The sequence below is a fragment of the Flavobacterium sp. GT3P67 genome (assembly GCF_004349155.1).
GTDB lineage: Bacteria > Bacteroidota > Bacteroidia > Flavobacteriales > Flavobacteriaceae > Flavobacterium > Flavobacterium ranwuense.
In genome coordinates this window covers 74,043-97,104 of the sequence record NZ_SMLF01000001.1, presented here as the reverse complement: position 1 = coordinate 97,104, position 23,062 = coordinate 74,043, and the positions used below count along the sequence as shown (strand labels likewise).

General features: G+C 34.3%; 16 protein-coding genes. 10 read left to right on the top strand and 6 right to left on the bottom strand.

Features of this window, described 5'->3' with window-relative positions:
* Positions 1-17: 17 nt before the first annotated feature.
* The 8 genes from nrfD (at position 18) to queG (ending at position 9,211) form a co-directional block, all read left to right on the top strand.
* A complete protein-coding gene (gene nrfD, locus E0H99_RS00390) occupies positions 18-1,421 on the top strand; it encodes an NrfD/PsrC family molybdoenzyme membrane anchor subunit (RefSeq protein WP_131990286.1) in 1,404 nt (467 codons plus the stop codon).
* Positions 1,414-1,938: a DUF3341 domain-containing protein gene (locus tag E0H99_RS00385; protein ID WP_131990285.1), complete on the top strand. Its 525-nt coding sequence runs from the start codon at positions 1,414-1,416 to the stop codon at positions 1,936-1,938. Before nrfD ends, E0H99_RS00385 begins: the two co-directional genes overlap by 8 nt.
* 8 nt (positions 1,939-1,946) lie before the next feature.
* Positions 1,947-2,492, top strand: coding sequence for a c-type cytochrome (locus E0H99_RS00380; RefSeq protein WP_131990284.1), 546 nt, complete (start codon positions 1,947-1,949; stop codon positions 2,490-2,492).
* A gap of 27 nt (positions 2,493-2,519) precedes the next feature.
* Positions 2,520-3,995, top strand: coding sequence for a quinol:cytochrome C oxidoreductase (locus tag E0H99_RS00375; protein WP_131990283.1), 1,476 nt, complete (start codon positions 2,520-2,522; stop codon positions 3,993-3,995).
* A 19-nt stretch (positions 3,996-4,014) separates the two neighbouring features.
* Positions 4,015-5,172 (top strand): cytochrome c oxidase subunit II, encoded by a 1,158-nt coding sequence (locus E0H99_RS00370; protein WP_131990282.1) that lies wholly within the window; start codon positions 4,015-4,017, stop codon positions 5,170-5,172.
* Positions 5,173-5,201: 29 nt separating this feature from the next.
* A complete protein-coding gene (locus E0H99_RS00365) occupies positions 5,202-6,998 on the top strand; it encodes a cbb3-type cytochrome c oxidase subunit I (protein WP_131990281.1) in 1,797 nt (598 codons plus the stop codon).
* Between the two features lie 158 nt (positions 6,999-7,156).
* A complete protein-coding gene (ruvB, locus tag E0H99_RS00360; RefSeq protein WP_099714294.1) occupies positions 7,157-8,179 on the top strand; it encodes a Holliday junction branch migration DNA helicase RuvB in 1,023 nt (340 codons plus the stop codon).
* 111 nt (positions 8,180-8,290) lie between these two features.
* A complete protein-coding gene (gene queG / locus E0H99_RS00355; protein ID WP_131990280.1) occupies positions 8,291-9,211 on the top strand; it encodes a tRNA epoxyqueuosine(34) reductase QueG in 921 nt (306 codons plus the stop codon).
* Positions 9,212-9,236: 25 nt separating this feature from the next.
* Here the strand turns inward: queG and E0H99_RS00350 are convergent, their stop codons facing one another.
* The 6 genes from E0H99_RS00350 to E0H99_RS00325 all read right to left on the bottom strand — a co-directional run bounded on the left by E0H99_RS00350 (position 9,237) and on the right by E0H99_RS00325 (position 17,317).
* A complete protein-coding gene (locus tag E0H99_RS00350) occupies positions 9,237-10,268 on the bottom strand; it encodes a LacI family DNA-binding transcriptional regulator (RefSeq protein WP_131990279.1) in 1,032 nt (343 codons plus the stop codon).
* Between the two features lie 243 nt (positions 10,269-10,511).
* Complete coding sequence (locus tag E0H99_RS00345) at positions 10,512-11,531, bottom strand: LacI family DNA-binding transcriptional regulator (protein WP_131990278.1); 1,020 nt, start codon at positions 11,529-11,531, stop codon at positions 10,512-10,514.
* 139 nt (positions 11,532-11,670) lie between these two features.
* Positions 11,671-13,416, bottom strand: a complete 1,746-nt coding sequence (locus tag E0H99_RS00340; protein WP_131990277.1) for a glycoside hydrolase family 13 protein — start codon at positions 13,414-13,416, stop codon at positions 11,671-11,673.
* Positions 13,417-13,420: 4 nt separating this feature from the next.
* Positions 13,421-14,353, bottom strand: coding sequence for a carbohydrate kinase family protein (locus E0H99_RS00335; protein ID WP_131990276.1), 933 nt, complete (start codon positions 14,351-14,353; stop codon positions 13,421-13,423).
* A complete protein-coding gene (locus E0H99_RS00330) occupies positions 14,346-15,677 on the bottom strand; it encodes a sugar porter family MFS transporter (RefSeq protein WP_131990275.1) in 1,332 nt (443 codons plus the stop codon). Before E0H99_RS00330 ends, E0H99_RS00335 begins: the two co-directional genes overlap by 8 nt.
* A 44-nt stretch (positions 15,678-15,721) precedes the next feature.
* Positions 15,722-17,317: a glycoside hydrolase family 32 protein gene (locus E0H99_RS00325; protein ID WP_131990274.1), complete on the bottom strand. Its 1,596-nt coding sequence runs from the start codon at positions 17,315-17,317 to the stop codon at positions 15,722-15,724.
* Between the two features lie 197 nt (positions 17,318-17,514).
* Here E0H99_RS00325 and E0H99_RS00320 point away from each other — a divergent pair, with 197 nt between their 5' ends.
* Both E0H99_RS00320 and E0H99_RS00315 read left to right on the top strand, forming a co-directional pair.
* Entirely contained in the window at positions 17,515-19,521 is a 2,007-nt protein-coding gene (locus E0H99_RS00320) for a glycoside hydrolase family 65 protein (protein ID WP_165930171.1), read from the top strand.
* Between the two features lie 568 nt (positions 19,522-20,089).
* Positions 20,090-23,062: a SusC/RagA family TonB-linked outer membrane protein gene (locus E0H99_RS00315; protein WP_240723418.1), complete on the top strand. Its 2,973-nt coding sequence runs from the start codon at positions 20,090-20,092 to the stop codon at positions 23,060-23,062.

The window sequence follows — 23,062 nt, the reverse complement described above, 5'->3', positions numbered from 1 at the left end:
AATCAATATAAAGGATTATGTCGTCTCACTACGAAGCAACCATTAGAAAACCCTTAGTTATAGGTGATAAATCTTATCACGATGTAACTGTAGATGTAGCTGCGCCTGTTGAAGGTAAAGCAAACAAACATTGGTGGATTGTATTTTCAATCGCATTAATAGCCTTCCTTTGGGGATTGTGCTGTATAATTTACACCGTATCTACAGGTATTGGAACATGGGGATTAAATAAAACTGTAGGATGGGCTTGGGATATCACGAACTTTGTTTGGTGGGTTGGTATTGGTCACGCAGGAACACTTATTTCGGCGGTATTATTACTTTTCCGTCAACGTTGGAGAATGGCAATTAACCGTTCTGCAGAAGCAATGACAATTTTCTCGGTTATTCAAGCAGGTTTATTTCCGATCATTCACATGGGACGTCCATGGTTGGCATATTGGGTTTTACCAATTCCGAATCAATTTGGTTCTCTTTGGGTAAACTTTAACTCGCCATTACTTTGGGACGTATTTGCGATTTCAACGTATCTTTCAGTTTCATTAGTATTCTGGTGGACTGGTTTATTACCTGATTTTGCGATGTTACGTGATAGAGCTATTACTCCTTTTAATAAAAGAGTGTATTCTATATTAAGTTTTGGATGGAGCGGTAGAGCAAAAGACTGGCAACGTTTTGAAGAAGTATCTTTGGTACTTGCAGGTTTAGCTACTCCACTTGTACTTTCGGTACATACTATTGTATCGATGGACTTTGCTACATCCGTTATACCAGGATGGCACACTACAATTTTCCCTCCGTACTTTGTTGCTGGAGCGGTTTTCTCAGGATTTGCAATGGTAAATACGTTGCTTATCATTATGAGAAAAGTATCTAATCTAGAAGCTTACATAACAGTTCAGCACATTGAGTTGATGAATATCGTTATCATGATTACAGGTTCTATAGTGGGGGTTGCCTATATAACTGAATTATTTGTTGCATGGTATTCTGGTGTAGAGTACGAACAATATGCATTCTTAAACAGAGCTACCGGACCTTACTGGTGGGCATATTGGTCAATGATGACTTGTAATGTTTTTTCTCCACAATTCATGTGGTTCAAAAAATTAAGAACAAGTATCATGTTCTCGTTTATAATTTCGATAGTTGTAAATATTGGAATGTGGTTTGAGAGATTTGTAATTATAGTAACTTCGCTACATAGAGATTATTTACCATCTTCTTGGACAATGTTTTCACCTACATTTGTTGATATTGGAATTTTCATTGGAACAATAGGTTTCTTCTTTGTATTGTTCTTATTGTATTCAAGAACATTCCCTGTAATTGCACAAGCAGAGGTAAAAACAATTTTGAAAGGAACTGGAGATAATTACAAAAGAGAAAGAGAAGCAAATAAAGATTCACATCATGAGTAATAAAGTAATATACGCCATTTATAATGACGATGATATATTGATGGATGCGGTTAAAAAAACCAGAGCAGCTCATCATCATATTGAAGAAGTCTTTACTCCATTCCCGGTTCACGGTTTGGATAAAGCTATGGGAATTGCACCTACAAGATTAGCTATTTGTGCTTTTCTTTATGGTTGTGTTGGAATCTCAGTAGCAACAGGTATGATGAATTATATTATGATTCAAGATTGGCCACAAGATATTGGTGGAAAGCCAAGTTTTAGTTATATTGAAAACATGCCGGCTTTTGTTCCAATTATGTTTGAACTTACTGTATTTTTTGCAGCTCACTTAATGGTTATTACTTTTTATATGAGAAGTAAATTATGGCCTTTCAAAGAAGCAGAAAATCCAGATGTAAGAACTACAGATGACCATTTTTTAATGGAAGTTGCTGTAAATGATAATGAAGAAGAATTAATTTCTTTTTTCCAAAGCACGGGAGCTGTAGAAGTTAAAGTAATAGAAAAGCATTAATTATAGATATGAAAAGCGTATATAAAATAACACTTTTATTTGGCATAACTATTTTAGTTTCATCTTGCCATAATAATGCGGAACCAAACTATCAGTATTTTCCAAATATGTATGAGTCAGTAGGCTATGAAACTTATTCTGAATCAAATGCATTTAAAGACGGTAAAGAAGGTCAACTTCCAGCTGAAGGAACTATTAACAGAGGATTTGAGCCTTTTGAATATGAAAATTCTACCGCTGGGTATGAGTTAGCAAAAGCAAATCTTAAATCTCCTTTGGATTCTTTAAGCAGAGACTCTGATAAAGGAAAAGAACTTTTTGAAATCTATTGTACCAGTTGCCATGGTGCTTCTGGAAACGGTAAAGGAAAGCTTGTGGAAAGAGAAAAATTTCTGGGTGTACCAAGTTATGCAGATAGAGTTATCACTGAAGGAAGTATTTTTCATGTTATAACTTATGGTTTAAATTCAATGGGTTCACATGCTAACCAATTGAGTGCCCATGAACGTTGGTTAGTTACTGACTATGTTCTAAAACTAAAAAGCGAATTATAATTGTTGAACAAACTGATCGTAATAGATATGTATACATTTTCAAGTAAATTAAAAACTTTTTCTTTCATCTTAATGGCTGTAGGTCTTTTAGGAATTGGATATGGTTTTTTAACTGCACCTAAAGATATTCAAGAAGTTGAAAAGCTTCTTGCGGCCGAAAGTCATGGTGGTCATGGTGAAGCTAAACATGAAGCGACAGCTGCTGCTGAACCTTCGCATGAAGCTGTTGCTGCCCATAGCGAAGCTACAGAAGAGAAAAAAACAGAAGAATCTCATGAAGCTGTAGCTCCAACGGATGACACTACTAAAGTTGCTGATGCAACGCATGCTGAACCAGTTCACGCTGAAGCAGCTGTTAAAAAAGAGGGTCATGATGTTAGTGAAGAAGCGGAACATAAGGAGCATTTGAATCATGTTTTGCACCAACTACAAAACAAACCTTGGTCTGCTTTATACGTTGCTTGTATTTTCTTTATGTTTGTTTCTCTTGGGGTTTTAGTATTTTATGCAATTCAACAAGTAGCTCAGGCTGGATGGTCTCCAGTATTATTTAGAGTTATGCAGGGTATAACATCTTATTTACCTGTTGGTTCTGTTATCTTTTTTGTTATTCTAATATTGTGTGGTTTGCATTTTAATCACATTTTTATATGGTTAGATCCTGAAGTTGTTGCAAATGATAAACTGATAGCTAATAAAACTGGTTATTTAAATTTTCCTTTTTGGATTATTAGAGCCGCTATATTTTTGACTGGTTGGAGTTTATATCAGTATTTTTCAAGAAAAAACTGTTTAGCGCAAGACGAAGCAAATGATGACTCATTTTACAAGAAAAACTTCAATATTTCAGCAATGTTTTTAGTTTTTTTCATCGTGTCTGAGTCTATAATGTCTTGGGATTGGATAATGTCTATTGATCCTCACTGGTTTAGTACATTGTTTGGTTGGTACGTATTTTCTAGCTTCTTTGTTAGTGGAGTTACTACAATTGCTTTAATTAGTTTGTACCTAAAATCTAGAGGATATTTAGAACATGTAAATACAAGTCATATACACGATTTAGCAAAATTCATGTTCGGATTAAGTGTTTTCTGGACGTATTTATGGTTCTCACAATTCATGTTGATATGGTATGCAAATATTCCTGAAGAGGTAACGTATTTTATTACTAGAATTGAATTGTATAATCTTCCATTCTTTGGTGCTGTTGTAATGAATTTTTTATTCCCTTTATTAATATTAATTAATACAGATTTCAAAAGAATTACATGGGTACTAGTTATGGCAGGAATTGTTATACTAGCAGGTCATTATATTGATTTCTTTAATATGATTATGCCGGGAACTGTAGGAGACAGATGGTTTATTGGTGTACCAGAAATAGCATCGGTTCTTTTCTTCTTAGGGTTATTTATTTATGTTGTTTTTACAGCGTTAACTAAAGCTCCTTTGTTAGCAAAAAGAAATCCTTTCATAGGAGAAAGTAAACATTTTCATTATTAATATTTAAAGAAAAAAACAGATGACAAGTTTGTTGGTAATTATAGTTTTAGTTTTATTAGCTGTTGCTTTATGGCAATTGACTAAAATATTCGACCTGACGCAAGTTGGATCTAATTCAGATAGTTCAGAAATAGCTACAGATAACGACAATAACATTCAAGGTTATTTGATGTTTGGGTTTTTAGCTTTCATTTATATTTTTTCAATTTACGGATTGTTTAAATGGGGACCTCTTGTTCTTCATACACCAGCTTCAGCACATGGTGGTGAAGTAGATAATTTGATGAATATTACATGGGTTCTTATCTTTATAGTTCAGGCTATAACTCAAGTTTTGTTGCATTATTTTGCTTTCAAGTACAGAGGTAAAAAAGATCAAAAAGCACTTTATTTTGCAGATAATAATAAGTTAGAAGCTATTTGGAGTGTTATTCCGGCTGTAGTTTTGGCAGGATTGATTCTTTATGGTCTTTTTGCTTGGACAAATATTATGTTTGTTGATGAAGATGAGGATACAATAGTTATTGAATTGTATGCACAACAGTTTAACTGGAAAGCTAGATATTCAGGTAATGATAATGTATTAGGTAAAGCTAATGTTAGATTTATTGAAGGAGTAAACGCTGTAGGTGTTGATTTAGCTGATCCATATGCACAAGATGATATTGTTGTAACGGAACTGCATATTCCTAAAGGTAAAAAAATTCTTTTCAAAATGCGTTCTCAAGATGTTTTGCATTCAGCGTATATGCCTCACTTTAGAGCACAAATGAACTGTGTTCCCGGTATGGTTACACAATTTGCTTTTGAACCGATATACACTACAGCAGAATATAGAGAATTGCCATTTATGGTAGAAAAAGTGGCTAATATAAATGCTTTAAGATCTAAGAAAAGTATTGAATTAGTAGCTAAGGGCGAAACTGCTTTAGATCCTTACACGTTTGATTACTTATTACTTTGTAATAAAATTTGTGGAGCATCTCATTATAACATGCAAATGAAAATTATTGTAGATACACCTGAAGACTATAAAGCATGGTTGAAAGATAAAGCTACAATTGTTAGTGAAGTAAAAGCTGCTATGGCTGAACCTGCTGCTACTGATGGAACATCTGGTACAGATTCTACAAAAGCAAAAGATACTGCAGCAGTTGCCGTAACGGCCATGAAATAATTAATAAGAAAAATTTAAAGTAAACATATATGTCAGCAGAAGGTCACGATCACGCAATAGATCACGAACACGAACATCACCATAAAGACACTTTTATTACTAAATATATTTTTAGTATTGATCATAAAATGATTGCCAAACAATACCTAATTACGGGTATTATCATGGGAATTATTGGAGTAGGAATGTCTATGCTATTTAGAATGCAATTAGCATGGCCAGAAGAATCATTTAAAATTTTTAATATTTTACTTGGTGATAAATTTGCTCCTAACGGAGTAATGACAAATGATATTTATTTGGCTTTGGTTACCATACATGGAACTATAATGGTATTCTTTGTATTAACGGCCGCTTTAAGTGGAACTTTTAGTAACTTGTTAATACCACTTCAGATTGGTGCACGAGATATGGCATCTGGTTTTATGAATATGATATCATACTGGTTGTTTTTCTTGTCTAGTATAATCATGGTTAGTTCTCTTTTTGTTGAAGCCGGACCTGCATCTGCAGGATGGACTATTTATCCACCCTTGAGTGCATTGCCACAAGCTATCCCTGGTTCAGGTTTAGGGATGACATTATGGTTAGTTTCAATGGCTATCTTTATTGCATCTTCTTTAATGGGTTCTTTAAATTATGTTGTAACAGTAATTAATTTAAGAACAAAAGGTATGACTATGACTAGATTGCCTCTTACAATTTGGGCATTCTTTGTAACGGCAATTATTGGTATCGTTTCTTTTCCGGTTCTTTTATCTGCAGCATTATTGTTGATTTTTGATAGAAGTTTTGGAACTTCATTCTTCTTGTCTGATATTTATATAGCTGGAGAAGTTTTACATTATCAAGGAGGTTCACCAGTATTGTTCGAACATTTATTTTGGTTCTTAGGACACCCTGAGGTTTATATCGTTTTATTACCTGCTTTGGGTATTACTTCGGAAGTTATTGCAACAAATTCACGTAAACCAATTTTTGGTTACAGAGCGATGATTATGTCAATTTTGGCAATTGCTTTCTTATCAACAATTGTTTGGGGTCACCACATGTTTATCTCAGGTATGAATCCATTTTTGGGATCTGTATTTACCTTTACAACATTATTGATTGCTATCCCTTCAGCTGTAAAAGCGTTTAATTACATCACAACACTTTGGAAAGGAAATTTACAGTTGAATCCGGCTATGTTGTTTTCAATTGGTTTAGTTTCTACATTTATTACAGGTGGTTTGACAGGAATTATTCTTGGAGACAGTACACTTGATATTAATGTCCATGATACTTATTTTGTTGTAGCTCACTTTCACTTAGTAATGGGTATTTCTGCTCTTTACGGAATGTTTGCTGGTATTTACCACTGGTTTCCAAGAATGTTCGGAAGAATGTTAAACAAAAACCTTGGTTATGTACACTTTTGGGTAACTGCAATCTGTGCTTATGGAGTTTTCTTCCCAATGCACTTTATCGGATTAGCTGGTTTACCAAGACGTTACTATACAAACACAAACTTTCCATTATTTGATGATTTACAAAACGTAAACGTTTTGATTACAACATTTGCATTAATTGGTGGAGTTTTTCAATTGGTTTTCTTATATAACTTTTTTAGTAGTATTTTCTACGGTAAAAAATCTGTAATGAATCCATGGAAATCGAATACACTAGAATGGACAGCACCGGTTGAACACATGCACGGTAACTGGCCAGGTGAAATTCCTCATGTATATCGTTGGCCTTATGACTACAGTAATCCTGCACACGATGTGGATTTTGTACCTCAAAACGTTCCAATGAAAGAAGGTGAAGAAGTTTTACACCACTAAAAATATAAAGAAAAGCCTCGCGAAAGTAGAGGCTTTTTTTATGGCTTTTTGGTAGTACTCAGTCTTCGTAGTATTCTTTTGCTAAGTAATTTTTTTAATTTTTATGGCATTTAAAATTTATAATTTATAATTCAAAATTGCTTTGCTATCTTTGTTACATGAATGAAAATTTAGACCCAACATCAAACAGTTACAATTCGGAAGAACTTGATCTTGAAAAAAAATTAAGACCGCTTTCTTTTGATGATTTTGCGGGACAAGACCAAATATTAGAAAACTTGAAAGTTTTTGTCCAAGCTGCAAATCAACGAAATGAGGCACTTGATCACACGCTTTTTCATGGTCCTCCCGGTTTAGGAAAAACAACATTGGCTAATATTCTTGCTAATGAATTACAAGTTGGGATCAAAATTACTTCTGGTCCAGTTTTAGACAAACCCGGAGATTTAGCTGGTTTACTGACTAATCTTGAAGAAAGAGATGTGTTGTTTATTGATGAAATTCATCGTTTGAGTCCTATTGTTGAAGAATATTTATATTCTGCTATGGAGGATTTCAAAATTGATATCATGATTGAATCAGGACCAAATGCAAGAACAGTTCAAATCAATCTAAATCCGTTCACATTAATTGGAGCCACTACACGTTCCGGTTTATTGACAGCTCCTATGAGAGCTCGTTTTGGAATATCTTCCCGTTTACAATATTATACCACAGAGTTGCTGACCACAATCGTGGAAAGAAGTGCGACAATATTTAAAATGCCAATATCAATGGAAGCAGCCATAGAAATTGCAGGCAGAAGTAGGGGGACACCTCGTATCGCTAACGCCTTGTTGCGTCGAGTGCGTGATTTTGCCCAGATAAAAGGAAATGGAACGATTGATATAGAAATTGCCCGATATGCCTTAAAAGCGCTCAATGTTGATGCCCATGGTCTGGATGAAATGGACAATAAAATTCTAACCACAATTATCGATAAATTCAAAGGTGGACCAGTTGGGTTGACAACTTTGGCGACAGCCGTATCTGAAAGCAGCGAAACAATCGAGGAAGTCTATGAGCCGTTTTTGATTCAGGAAGGATTTATCATGAGAACGCCACGAGGCAGGGAAGTTACTGATAAAGCCTATAAGCATTTAGGGAAATTAAATACAAACATTCAAGGAGGTTTATTCTAATTTTTTTAGGAGCTATTTCCTGCTATCCGCTATATCCGCGCTGAAAAAGCGCGGGATGCCGCTGCTATCAGGGCTAGGGAATCCCATTTATTAACTTCTATTTTACTAAGCATTAACCATAAGGCTACATACACGCAATTTATCAAATCCGAAGCGCAACGTCTCGGCTTTTTATCTTGTGGTATATCCAAAGCTGGTTTCTTGGAACAAGAAGCACCACGTTTAGAAAACTGGTTGAAGAACAACAGAAACGGCCAAATGTCCTATATGGAAAATCATTTTGACAAGCGCCTAAATCCAACTTTATTGGTCAATGATGCTAAAAGTGTTGTGTCGCTGTTGCTAAATTATTATCCTGAAGAACTACAAAATCAGGATTCTTATAAAATTTCAAAATATGCTTACGGGCAGGATTATCATTTTGTAATTAAAGAAAAACTTAAAGAATTTTTATTCTCCATTCAATCAACAATCGGAGATGTTTCTGGACGTGCTTTTGTAGACTCTGCGCCAGTACTCGATAAAGCTTGGGCTGCCAAAAGTGGATTAGGCTGGATAGGGAAGAACAGCAATTTACTGACACAAAAAGTAGGTTCTTTTTACTTTATTGCGGAACTCATTATTGATTTGGATTTAGACTACGACAATCCTACAACCGATCATTGTGGAACCTGTACTGCCTGCATTGACGCTTGTCCTACGGAGGCAATAGTTGCTCCTTATGTGGTTGATGGCAGTAAGTGTATCTCCTATTTTACGATAGAGTTGAAAGAAAATATTCCTCAAGAGATGAAAGGCAAGTTTGATGACTGGGCTTTTGGATGCGATGTGTGTCAGGATGTTTGTCCTTGGAATAAGTTTTCAAAAGCACATAATGAACCTCTATTTAACCCCAATCCAGAATTACTTTCCATGTCGAAAAAGGATTGGATAGAAATTACCGAAGAAACATTTAAAGCAGTATTTAAAAATTCTTCACTTAAAAGAGCAAAGTTTCAAGGGGTAAAAAGGAATGTTAATTTTCTGGAGTAGCATCATATTTAAATAGTGTTTTAGACTAATGATTCTTTTTCAAAGAAGACTCTCTAACAATTATACTAGTATCTAATTCGATAGTTCTTGGTGTAAAAGGAATTCCTTCTTTATGACAATTCATTTCTTCCAGTAGTAACTTAAAAGATTCAATTCCCATTTCATGGCTTGGTTGGTCTACAGTACTTAATTTTGGGGTGAGGACTTGTGACATAAACCAATTACTGAAGCCAATTACTGCCACTTGATGTGGAACTTTTATTTGATTGTCGTTGAAATAAGATAAAACTCCTACAGCAACTAAATCTGTTATAGCAAAGATACCGTCTACATCAGGGTGTTCCTTTATGATTTGCTTTGCAAAATCTCTTCCTTCTTCAAAAGTCACGCTCTCACAAGTATAAACCAATTTTGTGTCAAAAAGAATGTTGTTTTTTTCTAATGCTTTTTTGTAGCCAATATAACGATCAATAGCATTCTGAGGGTTTAACGGGCCGCGAATGTGTGCGATTTTCTTGCAACCATTATCTATTAAATGTTGAGTGGCATTAAAGGCTGCTTTTTGGTCATCTATTATTATTTTTGAACATTTGGAAAGCTTTGCAATCTTGTCAAACATAACAAAAGGAATATTTCTATTGATTATATCCTTTATATGATCGTCGTTATTTGATTCATTGGATAGTGACATAATAATACCGTCCACTCTTTTGTTTATAAGCAATTCTACTTGTTTTTTTTCTAATGCAAGAGTTTCATTGGATTGTAAAATGATAACTAAATAGCCGTTTTTTTCAGCTTCATCGATAATGGCATTTACTACATTCGAAAAAAAATGGTGAACTACTTCAGGAATAATTAAACCGATTGTTTTGGACTCTTTAGTTCTTAAATTCACAGCAAAGCTATTGGGAGTGTAGTGTAATTTTTGGGCAAGGTGAATTACTGCCTGTTTAGTTTTTGCACTAACATCTGGATAATTTTTCAAAGCCTTAGATACAGTAGTTATTGAAATCCCTAATTTCGTTGCAATTTCTTTAAGAGTAATGTCTTTCATGAATGGAATTTCTACGTATTTAATTATGAAAAATAGTTTTCTCAGAAACGGTTTCTCTTTAAGACTTGATGAGTCTTTATTTTTAATTTATGTTCGTAAAAAAAGGCGATACTTTCATAAATTCTTTTACAAGATATTGATTTTTATCTTATTCCTATTTTTTTTTACCAAAAAAAACAAATTAATACAGATCAGTTAAATTAAACAAATTGAGGTTTAGTGTTTTATTAAATGATTAAAATTTTAAGTTGACTCTCTTACAATTATGCTTGTTTCTAATTCAATAGATTGAAAAACTACAGGTGAATTGTTCTTTTTTAAAGTAATTTCATCAAATAAAATAGAAGCGGATTTTCGTCCAATTTCAAATCCAGGTTGGTCAATTGTTGAAAGTTTAGGACTTATTACACTTGACATAAACCAATTGCTGAACCCAAAAACAGCAATTTGTTTTGGTATTGCAATACCCACTTCATTCAAATATTTAATAACTCCTATCGCAACTAAGTCAGTTACTGCAAAAATAGCATCGATTTCCGGATGTGTATCAACTACTTTTTTAGCATTTTCATAACCATCTTCAAAATCCATGTTGTTGTCACATACAAAAACCAAAGACGAATCATAGCTGATATTATGATCTTCTAATGCTTTTTTGTAACCTAAAAATCGGTCAATAGAATTTTGGGGTAAATAGGAACCTCTAAAATGTGCAATTTTTTTATATCCTTTTTTTATTAGATAAGAAACGGCATCATAAGCTGCTTTTTTATCATTTATAGTCACTTTTGAACAATTAACAAGCTTCGCAATTTTATCAAAAAGGACAAGAGGAGTATTGTGAGAAAGAATAGCTTTTAAATGTTCAAATTCGCCAGTCTCGTTTGATAAAGAGATTAAAATTCCATCGACTCTTTTATTTAATAAAAGATCAATTTGTTTTTTTTCAAGCTCCAATTTTTCATTTGACTGTAAAAGGATAACCATGTAGTCTCTTTTCTCGGCTTCTTCAAGAACTCCTTCAATTACATTCGAAAAAAAATTATGTATAACGGTAGGGATTATCAAACCAATTGTTTTGGACTCTTTAGTTCTTAAATTTACTGCAAAACTATTGGGGCTGTAATTCAGCTGATGCGCTAAATCGACAACCGCTTTCTTTGTTTTTTCACTCACATCTGAATACCCTTTCAACGCTTTTGAAACGGTGGTTATTGAGATTCCGAGTTGCAATGCAATTTCTTTTAGAGTGGGGTTATTCATGGTTTGATAACTGGTGGTAAAAGCTAATTAAACTGCTTCTTGAAAAACGAATTTACAATTTATTTATTGCAAATTCGTTTTTCAAGAAGCAGTTTAATTAGGAATCATCCATTTGATCTAATTTGTTGTTGTTTAATTATTATTTGAGCGCTATAATAATGGCTTCGTAAGGGAGCAAAGTGTTATTTTTTAATTTTTTAGTTCTAGCGTAGTTGTCTAAAATTATGATTGATTTGGCAGTGGAAATCCCAATGTTATACGTACTGATTTTGTCAGTAAAATTTAACAACACCAATAGTTTTTTGCCATCCAGTTCTCTTGTGTAAGCAAATACATTTGGATTTTCTTTGTCTAATAATGTGTATTTTCCATAAACAAGCGTTGGCTCTTTTTTACGTAATTGTACTAATTTTCTAAAATAATTTAAGACTGAATTTGGATCTTTTTCTTGTGCTTCAACAGTAATGGTGTCGTAATTTGGGTTTACTTTTAACCAGGGTGTTCCTGAGGTAAAACCTGCATTTTTAGCTCTATCCCATTGAAAAGGGGTTCTTCCGTTTTCTCTGGATGTTTGTTTCTGGCCTTCTAGAAAGGTTTTCAAATCACCACCTCTGTTTTTTAAACCAATGTATTTGTTGCGCGTATCCACATCAGTATAGTCCTCTATCGAATCGAATCGTATATTGTTCATTCCTAATTCATCTCCATAATAGTAATATGGAGTTCCTCGCATTGTCATTATAAAGGTAGAAAGCATCTTTGAAGAAATTTCTCGAAATTCAGGGGTGTCATTACCAAACTTGCTCACCATTCTTGGTTGATCGTGGTTGCCAAGGAAAATGGAAAGCCATCCTTTGTCCTTAAAGGCGGTATCATATCGAGAAAAAATATCTTTGTACTTTACAAGACCAAAATCATGTAGATGCTTACCAATATCAACACTTTCAAAATGGTAGGCCATGTTCAATTCTTTGCGCTCGAGATCTACAAAAAGTAAAGCATCTTCAGGAGAACTTCCGGCACCTTCGGCAACTGTCATGACATCATATTTGCTGAAAACTTCTTTGTTCATTTCTTGTAAATAGTTATGCAAGTTGGGGCCAACTCCATAGTATTTTATGATGTTTTTTTCATAGCCTTTGGGTAATTCTGGCCAAGTGGTATCTTTTGAAGCAAACTGAAAAGCGTCCATTCTAAAGCCATCAATGCCTTTGTCTAACCAAAATTTCATGATATCATAAACCTCATTTCTAACTTTTGGGTTTTCCCAATTTAAATCGGGTTGTTTCTGTGAAAAATAATGAAGGTAATAGGAATTCGTTTGTGCATCATATTTCCAAGCTTCGCTATTCACATCAAAAAAGCTCCATCTATACGGTGGTTTTCCTTTTTCGGCTGGCCACCAATGGTAATAATCTCTGTATTTATTGTCTCTGGAACTTCTGGATTGTTTGAACCATTCGTGCTCATCACTACTGTGATTCACCACTAAATCCATGATGAGTTTAATTTTTCGTTTGTGCATCTCTTCTAACAAAAGATCAAAATCTGCCATTGTTCCAAAATCTTTCATTATTTCACGATAATCGCTGATGTCATAACCGTTATCATCATTCGGTGACGTGTAAATGGGATTGAGCCAAACCGCATCTATCCCTAAACTTTTTACATAATCAAGTTTAGAAATGATCCCTTTTAAATCTCCAACTCCATCGCCATCACTATCTTTGAAACTTCTAGGATATATTTGATAAACAATGGCTTCTTTCCACCAATTTTTTTCTTTTGGAGAATTTTTTTTCTGAGCTAGTATGGGTTTGCTTGAAAAACAACCCAAAAGAAGGAGCAGTCCAAATGATGTAATTTTTGTGAATTTCAGTTTCATAAATTTAAATGATTAGGGTATTAACCTTAGGAATTTTTTTTATGGGATTCATAAATGCAAGAATTGTTTTGTCTGTTATTTTGGGGTTAGCACCTTCATTTTTTGCTACAATTGCACCCAAAGCGCACGCAAATTCTATTGCATATTGTGGTTCATCATTGTTTAACAATTTACTCAGCAACCCCGCCAAAAAGGAATCTCCGGAACCTACAGTATCTACAATATCAATTTTATAACCGCTGTTGTAGTACATTTTTCCATCGTAATAGAGTACGGCTCCATGGCTTCCTTTGGTTACACAGATGTGTTTTGTATTCGTATGCTCAGCGATAAAAAGTATATTTTGTTCTAATGAATGATACGGTGAGTTCAGAAAAGCACTTATTTCATATAATTCCTCATCATTAAATTTTATGAAATCGGATTGTAGCATTAATCTAATAAGGACTTCTTTGGTGTAAAATGGGGCTCGTAAATTGACGTCGAATATTTTATATTTTGCGTAATTGATTAATTCCAATAAAGTGTTGAATGAAATTAAATCTCTGCAAGCAAGACTTCCATAAACGAAAGCATCTGCTTTTTTTACTATATTCTCGATTTCCGGATTGCATTCTATTTTATCCCAAGCTACAGGAGCATTTATGGTATAGGATGCCGACCCTTTTTCATTTAATGCAACGATAACTTCACCTGTAGAGTAAGCAGGGTCAATTTGAATGGTGTTAGTAGGGATTCCATTTTTTTTGATAAAGTGCAATAATTCAGAGCCAATTTCATCAGAGCCAATCCGACTTATTATTTGAGCATGTACTCCTAACGAAGCCAATCGAAGTGCAACATTCAAGGGGGCTCCGCCAATTTTTTTATGGGTTGGAAAAACATCATACAACACTTCTCCAAAACATACAACACTGGGGTTTTTGATATTATTCATGGTTAAGCATTTTATGTTCTAGCTCTTCTAGGGATAATCCTTTGGTTTCGGGCATCATAAACAAAACGAATACCAATTGTAACACCATCATAAAGGCAAAGAAGGCAAATATTGGCCACGGATTTACTTTGAATAAATCAATAACGACTGGTCCGGCTAACGTAATTAAAGCCGCGAAAATCCAGTGGATTCCTGTCCCAAAAGATTGGCCATTGGCACGAACATTATTTGGGAATATTTCAGAGATGAAAACCCAAATTACAGCGCCTTGACCAATGGCATGAGAGGCTATAAAGAGTAATATGGATACCATTAAAACAATAGCGCCTAAATTAGTGTAAAAGGCTAAAGCAACCATTCCTAAGCTAGCAATGTATCCAATAGAACCTATTATCATCAGCTGTTTTCTTCCCAGAACATCTATTAATCGCATGCCAATAATAGTGAATATTAAATTTGTTAATCCAATCAAAATAGAATTTAATAAAGATTCTTTCGAGGCTAATCCTGCCATTTCTAAAATTTCGGGGGCATAATATAAGATAAAATTGATTCCTGATAATTGATTGAAAAACGCCAATAAAAACGCCAGAATTACAGGCCATTTATATTTATTTGAAAAAATAGTTTCTTTCACAGTGCCATCAACAACATCTTTTTTTATTTCATTGAAATTCTCTAAAGCTTCTTCTTTGGAGTAAATCATTTCCAGAACCTTTAACCCAGCCGCATCATCTCTCTTTTTTAGGAGTAACCAACGCGGACTGTCTGGAATTTGCAATACGATAATACTGTAGATCAATGCAGGTAAAGCAACAATTCCAATCATCCAGCGCCAGTCGTTTGTGCCGCCAAAACCTTCGAATAAATAATTAGAAAAGAACGCAATTAAGATTCCAAATACAATATTAAATTGAAAAAGAGCCACCAGTTTTCCTCTGTTTTTTGCACTGGAAATTTCCGAAATATAAATAGGAGCCGCTACCGACGAAGCACCCACGCCAATCCCCCCAATAAAACGGAAGAATGAAAATGTATATGGATCAGGTGCAAGTGCTGAACCCAAGGCCGAAACTAAAAATAAGATTCCAATCCAAAAAAGTGTCTTTTTTCGGCCTAACTTATCACAGGGAATCCCACCGAATAATGCACCAAAAACCGTTCCCCATAATGCCATTGACATGATGAAAATTCCATGAAATAATGGCGTGGTGTGCCATAATTCTTTGATGGGTAGGTTCGCTCCGGATATTACTACGGTGTCAAAGCCAAATAAAAATCCCGCGACTGCAACGGTAAGTGACCAATTTCGGACGTTATTCATGTTTTTGGTTATTTTGGTTAGTTTTTAACTTGTGTAAAAAGAAATTAGTTTTTCCAAATTCCTTTTATTTTCCTTATTGTAAAATTTTTAATTTCTTGTTCTTCATCGGATTGAATCCTTAATTGCGTGTAGGGCGTTGTGGGGAAAATTTGTTCGGTGAAAGTATATATCCCTCCGTTCAGGAAAATTTCAACAGAAGACCAATCTAAAGTAATTTGGTAATCCATAGTTTCGGAGTTATTATTTAGCATCGCGGTTTTATGAATTTCTTTTCCGAAATTTTTCTCGAAATTCACGATTCCCGAATGGCGTCTGTCAATAGAAAATATTTTTGATTCAGCTTCATAATCTATTACTAAAGAATCCTTTGTTTCGTTAGAAAAAACCAGTTTTAAATTTTTTTTCGCCGCTTTAAATCGTATTTCTGATTGATTTAGATGAGGGTAGTCAAAGGAGATTTTTTGATTTGCTTTTATAGCTATTAAATCTTTGGAATAGGCAGTGACTAATTGTTTTTTGAACTGTTCTACAGGAGTACTTTTTAGTACATAGTTTTCATTAGTTTTTATTAGTGAAAGTTCTCTGGGTAGTGTCATGGCACTCCTCCAGTTTTTGGTTGGGGTATTTCTGGCATACAGCCAATTACTCATCCAGCCTACGAAAATTCGTTTTCCATTTGGTGTGTTGTTATACGTAACGCCGGCATAATTATCAGCTCCGTAATCAACCCATTTAACTTCTTTTTGAGACGTTTTGAAATTTTTACCATCAAAATCACCAATGAAATATTGGGTTCCAGAACCGCCATTAGGTGCGCCTGGATTTATGCTAATTAATAAAACCCATTTTTCCTCATTGGAGCCTGCAACTTTTAATTTAAAAATATCGGGGCATTCCCAAACCCCACCGTGAGCACCTAGGTTTTGTCCAAAGTCACTTTCGAATTTCCAATCAATTAAATTTTGTGAAGTGTAAAACTGGGCATGATCGCCGGCCACTAAAACCAGATTCCAACGATTAGTTTCAGTATTCCAAAATGCTTTGGGGTCTCTGAAATCTTTCTGGTCAGCATTTTCTATGATTGGATTTCCGCTATATTTTAACCAAGTTTCGCCATTATCTAAACTATACGCTAATCCTTGAGTTTGATAATTTTTTTTGCCCGCTTTTTCACCTTCCATATCATGATAGGTAAAGATGGCAATCATCGGTGGATTTTCTTTTGTTCCCAGACCCGAAGTATTATGTAGATCTACAACGGCACTTCCGGAAAATATCATCCCTAATTTATCTGGAAATAAAGCAATTTTTTTAGTTGTCCAATGGATTAAATCAGTGCTTGTGGCATGTCCCCAATGCATCGGTCCCCACACAATATCATCTGGAAAATATTGGTAAAACAGATGATAGACTCCTTTATAATATACCATTCCGTTTGGATCATTCATCCATTTTTTTTCAGGTGAAAAATGAAATTGTGGACGAAAGGGTTCTTTATATTTTTTTGATGAATCAAAGACTATTTTTTCAGAAGAATGAATTGTAATGACATCATTGCTTTGTCCTTTTTTACAAGAAAATAAGGATGTAGCAGTCCCCAAGAGGAGTAAAATCAATAAAATAGTAGATGTGAACTTCATTTAAAAAAGGATTTATTTTTATAGATGCTGTATAAAAATAGGATTCTTTTTTTTAATTATTTAGTTTGAAATTATCTAAAACGTTTTCGATAAGTCGAAAACGTTTTCGATTTGTATTGCGTAGACTATATGGAACTATTTAATATTTTAACAAATAAATTATATATGTTTGATGCTATTATTAAAAAAATACAATTATGATTTCAACATTTAAAAGTTTGTTTTTCATGCTTTTGGCAAGTCCAATTGTTATAGGTCAAGCCAAATCAGATGAATGGCATTTATTCGCGAATTCTAGAGAAAATTATTTTGGCGTGGCTATGGCAAATGGTCAAATAGGTATAGTTACGGATGATACCCCTCTTAAAACCAAAGAAATTATTCTAAATGGGGTTTATGACGGTAGTCCTGAAAATGGAATCAGTAGGATTGTTCGAGGAATCGAATTTTTGAACCTGCATTTGAATATTAATAATCAGGAAATCAAATCCGATAATATTGATAATTGGAGCCAAGTGGTTTCGATGAAAGAGGGGACAAGTACCACTTCATTTTCATTTAAAGATTTGGCGACGATCCATTACACAATTTTGGCTAACAGAGCAGTTCCTTTTTCAGCGATGGCAATTGTCGAAATTATACCAAATAAAGATATCGAAATTACTGCCAATAATTATATGATTGTTCCAGATGAATTGAAAGACGCTAAAAGTCAGTTCCGTGTTTTAAAAGACAATCAATACTTAATGCCGGTTTTTGGAACAACTGCTAAAACGTTAACCGGGAAATATACTGTCGCGGCTTCGACAACTTTTCTTTTTGATGGTGAAAGTGAGACTTTAAAACAAACTGGTAACGAGGTTGGGTTTACTAAAAAATTGCTAAAAGGAAAAAAATATCGATTTGCTGTTGCAGGAGGAATTTGCACTTCAAAAGATGTTACGGATCCTTTGAATGAATCCGAAAGACAACCTATATACGCACTTCAGGAGGGAATTGATAAATTATTGAGTAGACACAAACAGGCTTGGGCTGAATTATGGAAAACAGGTGATATTCAAATTGAAGGCGATCTGGATGCACAACAACGCGTGCGTTTTGCTTTGTACAATTTGTACTCCTACATTCGTCCTGATACCAGACAGAGTATTGCACCGATGGGATTGTCTTCGCAAGGATACAACGGACATATTTTTTGGGATACGGAACTTTGGATGTATCCCACGCTTTTAGCATTGCAACCAGACATGGCAAAATCGTGTTTAGATTACCGTTCTGACCGTTTGCCAAAAGCGAAACAAAAAGCATTTATTTACGGCTACAAAGGGGCAATGTATCCTTGGGAGTCTGATGATACCGGTGAAGAGGCCACCCCAACTTGGGCATTGACAGGAATTTTTGAACAACACATTACCGCTGATGTTTCGATAGCTTTCTGGAATTATTACGCGTATACGCAGGATAAATCTTGGTTAAAAAAAGAATGGTCCGTACTGAAAGAAACTGCTGATTTCTGGATAAGTCGTGTAGTGAAAAATCAAGATGGGAGTTATTCTATTTTAAATGTAGTAGGAGCTGATGAATATGCGCAACATATAGATGACAATGCTTTTACAAATGCCTCCGCTATAGAATCACTGAAAAACACAATAAAGGCAGCGACAATTTTGAATGAACCGATTGATCCCAAATGGAAAGATGTTTCAGAAAAATTGACAATTCATGTCGAAAAAGGAATTACCCAAAATTACAAAGGATATCAAGGGCAAGTTATTAAGCAAGCAGATGTTAACTTATTGGCGTATCCTTTGCATGTCATCACAAATAAAGATCAAATAAAAAGAGATTTGGAATACTATGCCGAAAAAATTGATAAAAAAGATGGGCCGGCAATGGCCTCAGGAGTTTTGTCAGTTTTGTATGCTCGATTAGGAGATAAGGAAAAAGCCTATAATTATTTTGTCAAATCCTATTTGCCAAATAGTCGTCCTCCTTTCGGGGTGTTTTCAGAATCTGCGAACAGTAACAATCCCTATTTTGCAACAGGAGCTGGTGCAATGCTTCAAGCTGTTATCTATGGCTTCGGAGGTGTGGAGCAAACAGATTTGGGATTGAAATATAATAAAGGGCTTTTGCCAAAGCAATGGAAATCTTTAAAAATAATTGGATTGGGAATGGATAATAAAACAATCACAATAGAATAAAGGTATAAAGCCAATATTGTATACCACGAATGCACTTGTTAATCTTTTCTTAAGGACTAGAATAAGTGTATTTGTGGTTTTTTTTATGGTGCTAACTCAAAATTCTTCGTGCAACCTTTTTAGTATAAAATCAGTATTAGAAATGAATAGCCTGAAAAGGCCTGAATTTCAATAAAATAAGATGTGGAAGTAGGACAGTCAGGATTTTTCAATTAAAAACTATTTAGCAAATAAGTATAAAAAGGGCTTTTGTATTAAAGAATCTGCAACAATTTTCGTCTCAAGGCTGTTTTTATGACAGATGTTTAGATTTTAAATTTAGTAAATCAAGTAATATTACGATAATGTGTTTATTTTAACGCTTTTTTTTGAATTTTATATAATTTTAATATTAATATTTTGAAGTTTTAATTTTAAAATCGAAAACGTTTTCGGTTTAACGAAAACGTTATAGTTTGTAATTTTCTTAATTTTGTCATAAAATTAGTTTTATGTTTACGAGATATTTTAAAACAAACCATTAAAACAAACCATTAAAACAAATTATTAACCAACTTATTTATTACGTATGAAAAATAGTCTACTAAAAGGCTTGATGGTGTTTCTAACGATGCTATGTACTAGTCTGACCTACTCGCAAGATGTGTCCGGTACAGTGTCTGATTCTAGCGGTCCGCTTCCAGGGGCTTCTGTATTAGTTAAAGGAACAACAAACGGAGCGCAAACTGATTTCGATGGAAAATTTACTATCAAGAATGTTGGCTCAAACGCAGTTTTAGTTTTTAGTTACATCGGTCTTAAAAGCCAAGAAGTAAATGTAGCTGGAAAAAGTACAATTAATGTGGAATTAAAAGAAGATTCGGCTGAATTGAAAGAAGTAGTTGTTATTGGTTACGGTTCTGTAAGAAAGAAAGACGCAACTGGAGCAGTAGATCAAATTGGCGCAAAAGATTTTGATAATGTGTCTTCGCCATCACCTGCTCAATTATTAAGAGGTAAGGTTGCTGGTGTTCAGGTTACACAATCAAGTGGAGAGCCTGGTGCTGGTGTAGCAATTAGAGTTCGTGGAAACTCATCTATTCGTTCCGGGAATGGTCCGCTTATAGTTATTGATGGAGTGCCATTGGATGGAGGAAATGTTTCTGCTGGTGGGGATAACCTACTGGGTGCTTCATCTGCAAAAAATCCATTAAACTTTGTGAATCAAAATGATATCGAAAGTATTAGTGTTTTAAAAGATGCATCTTCTACCGCTATTTATGGTTCTCGTGGTGCAAATGGGGTTATTGTAATCACTACCAAAAAAGGAAAATCTAAGGAGCCTCAATTGACTTACAGTACATCAGTGCAATTCAGTAAAATGTCAGGTAAGTTTAATGTTATGAGCGCAAATGAGTTTGTAGCAGCTGGTGGAGATGACAAGGGTTCAAGAGATTATAATTGGAAAGATGCAGTTCTACGAAGTGGATTTGCAATGAACCATGATTTGTCTTTTAGCAAAACAACTGAAAATTCAAACACAAGAATCTCTTTTGGAGCTTCTAACACAGATGGTATTGTAAAAAACACGGGATTGGATAAATATTCTGCATCTTTTTACAATTCTAACGATTTCTTTGGTGGGGCTTTAAAAGTAGAATCAAGAGTTATATATGCTTCTTTGAAAGATGAAACTACTATTTTATCTAATGACGCCGGTTTTATTGGAAATATAATAGGTACTGCTTTATATTGGAACCCTACATTGCCTATTTATAAAGCCAATGGCTCGTATAATTCAATAAGTAATACTTATTTAAATCCAGTAGAATTATTGAATTCTTACAAAGATTATACCAACACCAATAAATTGTTAGGGAGTATCAATACGACTTGGAAAATCAATAGTAAATTGAAATACCAATTCTTATTTGGTATAGAAAGTTCAACTTCGACTAGAAAAAGTCAATTGTTGCCAACAATGCGTATTTTAGATGTTGCTACTGCAGCTGTTCCTGGCTCTACAGATGTAAAGTATGGTCAAGCTAATATTGCTAGTCAAAATAAGTTTAACAAAACTTTTGAACATACGTTGAATTACAACAATGATTTTAGTGATAATTTTAACTTAGATGCATTAGTTGGTTATTCTTATTATGACTACACTGCTGATGGAAGTGGTGCTAGAGGAAAAGGATATGATAATGCACAAACTAATCTTATTGATAATATTGAAGGTGGTTTGCAAAACGAATTTAGAGTTTCTTCTTATAGAAATAGAGTAGAATTACAATCTTATTTTGGTAGAATCAATGCTACTTTATTTAAGAAATTAATCTTAACTGGTACTTTACGTTCTGATGGATCTACTAAGTTAGGACTCAACAATAAATATGATTACTTCCCTTCTGTAGGTATCGCTTACAAAGTTGTTGAAGGTAAGGAAGGATTGGTAAATGATTTTAAAGTTAGAGGAAATTACGGTATTACTGGAAATCAAGAATTTTCACCAAACTCTGCAATTGCTAGAGCATCATACGGTAACAACGGAACTTTAGGTGTTGATAGTAATGCTAATGCTGATTTGAAATGGGAAACTACTAAATCATATGGTGTTGGAGCAGACTTTGAGTTATTGAATAATAGATTGACAGGTTCGTTAGATTATTTTCAAAGAGATACCAAAGATTTAATTTTCCCAGTTCCTGCTGCTGCCACTCAACCAGGTCCGCCATCACCACGTTTCAAAAACTTGCCAGGTAATCTAATCAACAAGGGAATTGAAGTTTCATTGAATTATAAGGTTATTGATACTGAAGATTTAACTTGGGATATCTCAGGAAATGCATCTTTCTTAGAGAATAAGATGACAAATTTTGCTGGGTTTGTTTCTACAGGGGGATTAAACGGTCAAGGATTGTCCGGTGCTTATGCACAGGTAATTACGAATGATAAACCAATTTATTCATATTATATGTATGAATGGAGAGGATATGATGCTAATGGAAATTCTATATATGCTGATGCGGCAGGTAATGATACTGGTCTAGGAACAGCTGCTAAATCAATATTAGAGAAACAACCATTGCCAAAAGTTAATGTTGGTCTTTCGACGAACCTTACTTTCAAAGGTTTTGATGCCAGTGCTTCTTTTTATGGTGCATTTGGTCATTATATCTATAATAACACAACGAATGCTTATTTCTTCAAAGGTGCTTTACTTGGGGGTAGAAACGTAACTAAGGAAGCTGCAGCATCTGCGCAAGCACAAGGTGATCCAAATTCACCTTCAACTAAATACTTAGAAAAAGGTGATTTCTTCAGATTGGGGAATTTAACTTTAGGATATACTTTTACAGGAAATGCATTAGAGAGATTTAAAATAAAATCAGCTCGTTTGTATGTAAACGGTTCTAATTTATTTGTAATTACAAATTATTCAGGATCAGATCCTGAGGTTGATACTGATAAATCATTGAATGGTGTGCCATCTGCGGGTATGGAATATTTATCGTATCCAAGAGAGAAAAGTGTAGCTGTTGGACTTAACGTAACATTTTAA